Source organism: Erwinia mallotivora, assembly GCF_000590885.1.
Taxonomy (GTDB): domain Bacteria; phylum Pseudomonadota; class Gammaproteobacteria; order Enterobacterales; family Enterobacteriaceae; genus Erwinia; species Erwinia mallotivora.
This window is the reverse complement of sequence record NZ_JFHN01000047.1, coordinates 1-2,414: the sequence shown is the minus strand read 5'-3', so window position 1 is coordinate 2,414 and position 2,414 is coordinate 1. Positions and strand designations below refer to the sequence as shown.

Below are 2,414 nucleotides of genomic sequence, written 5' to 3'. Positions count from 1 at the left end.
CGGTTGGTGATTTGTTTTGATTTGGCGATTGATCAGATCGCACAATCCGGGCTGAGTTCCCTTAAAGTGATCTACTATTCCGCGCAGCTATTTAGCTGCTGAGTATAAGACAATGATTACATAGCTGGATTTTTGCCAGTCATCTTGGAAAATATATGAAATGGCAACAAAGCAAATAATACCCCAAGGTATATTTTTGATAAAATAATTCTTTGTCATACGGACATTCCTTTTCACTATGGTTATTCTATATCATTAGCTTTTTTTTGCTTCTATGCAATGGAATATTTTATTTTTCTTCATTTTCTATAATCCGAACTTTGATTCATAGCATGAAAAAATGAGAGGATTCTCTCAGTTATACGAGAGCAATAAAATTTTATTCCTTAACAGGAAAGTGAATCGAATCATAAAGAGCGTGGCAGATGGAATTGATATGAATTTTTTTTCAATGAAAATCTTACTTGAAAAAGAATCGCCGTCCAATCTACTATCACCCCCGATGTACCGTTGCAATACGCAACATGCCAATGCTCCGGTGATTTGAGATGAACGCCTTCGGGCGGTAAAGCCGTCAGCCTTTGAGAATGGAGATTGCGTCAAGCGCAATAAAGGATTTTACTCAACTATCAGCCTGCCTTCGCAGCGCTTTCTTATGGACCTGTAAGGTCTGTTTTCTTCGTTTCGTCCCGAATCCTGGCGACTGTATTCGATGCAAACTTTGCGACGTGAGTATTGACCATTTGGAACATTTGGGCATCTTCCACGACGGCATTGTGAGCAGAGGAGCGCGGCGTCACTTGCGTTCGAGTGAAACGAGTAACAAGTGACGCCGCAAAGCGGTAAACCTCAACACCACATAATACGTGCCTTCAACCGCGATTTTAAGAATGGTTTCACGGGAATCACCAAATCGCTTCGTTTAATACGTACTCTGTTTTGCGTCCGTTTTCACGGACGTCCGCAAAACGCAAAAATTAACTAATGACTTTTTCAAGTCTTAACTACATGAAATAAGGAGAAAATCGTTCAGGTACTGAGGCGTTCGTCTTAATCAGACGAACGGGGAGCAACAAACCGTCGCACAGAGTGCTAAACGGGCTCCTGCAACAACTCAACTCAGCCTCGCCATGCTACACAGTACCTGACGGCCATAATGGCCAACTAACCGACACGCATGGACGTCTGGCCAACGTACTGGTCATATCAGCCAGTCTTTCTGCCGGGGGCCGCTTACCAGTGATTCGCGGCAGAAAGACTTTGCATTAAAGAGGATACTTACAATCAGACTTTGCGGGACAAATCGCAGGCACAAAAAAGCCCGCAGGGCTTGCGCCGTGCGGGCTCTTAGGACTTCATCGGATGACTCTGGTAATCACCGATGGAGAATTTTGGTGGAGCTGGCGGGAGTTGAACCCGCGTCCGAAATTACTACATACCATTTCAAGGGTATTGAAAACAATGATTTATCAATTAAATCATGCGCTTGGTTTTGTTTGGTGTTTGAGTGATTTATGCAATTTTAATCCTCTGTCGCCAAAATGCCGCCACAATTTAGCGTTTCCAGCTAAGGTTATGAAGAGGGTTTTTGGTGACTGCATCTTCTAAATGATCCGGGGCAAAGTGAGCGTAAATCATGGTCATTTTAATATCTGCGTGACCTAAAATATCTCGCAATACCAGGATGTTTCCGCCGTTCATCATAAAACAGCTGGCAAATGTATGGCGCAAAACATGAGTACATTGCCCTTCTGGTAATTCTATCCCGGCTCGTTTGACCGCCCGCTCAAATGCTTTTCTGCAAGGGGCGAACAATTTCCCTCGTTTTTTGGGGATCTCATCATAGAGTTCTTCCGAGATTGGCACCGTCCGATTTTTCTTACCTTTAGTTTTTGTATAGGTGATGCGGTGCTTTGTGATCTGGTGTCCCTGCAAATTCTCTGCTTCACTCCAGCGAGCACCGGTAGCCAGGCATATTTTAGATATCAGTAAAAGATTTGGACTTTGTGAATCAGCGCAGGAATCCAAAAGGCGTTTGATTTCCAAAGGGGCTAAATAGCTGCGCGGAATAGTAGATCACTTTAAGGGAACTCAGCCCGGATTGTGCGATCTGATCAATCGCCAAATCAAAACAAATCACCAACCGGACTGAGCGATGCCGATCATAGCACCAATACCCCGTGGCGAACGACGCCTGATGCAAAAAGCGATTCAGCGAACACGTGATAAAAATCATGCCCGCAGGCTTACCGCTATGCTGATGTTGCATCGGGGTGACAGTGTCAGCAACGTTGCCAGAACACTCTGTTGTGCTCGTTCTTCCGTCGGGCGCTGGATCCACTGGTTCACACTGTCGGGTGCTGAAGGTCTGAAATCTTTACCTGCAGGACGCTCACGACATTGGCCTTTTGAGC

1 protein-coding gene and 1 pseudogene are annotated in these 2,414 nt (G+C 44.9%); one reads left to right on the top strand and one right to left on the bottom strand.

Annotated features, from left to right (window positions below; genetic code table 11):
- Nucleotides 1-1,554: 1,554 nt before the first annotated feature.
- A pseudogene (locus BG55_RS11040) lies at nucleotides 1,555-2,061 on the bottom strand (tyrosine-type recombinase/integrase); the annotation flags it as partial.
- 94 nt (nucleotides 2,062-2,155) lie between these two features.
- On the opposite strand from BG55_RS11040, the gene BG55_RS11035 reads away from it, so the two are divergent.
- The coding region (locus BG55_RS11035) for a helix-turn-helix domain-containing protein (protein WP_034937556.1) at nucleotides 2,156-2,414 on the top strand (259 nt) is incomplete at its 3' end.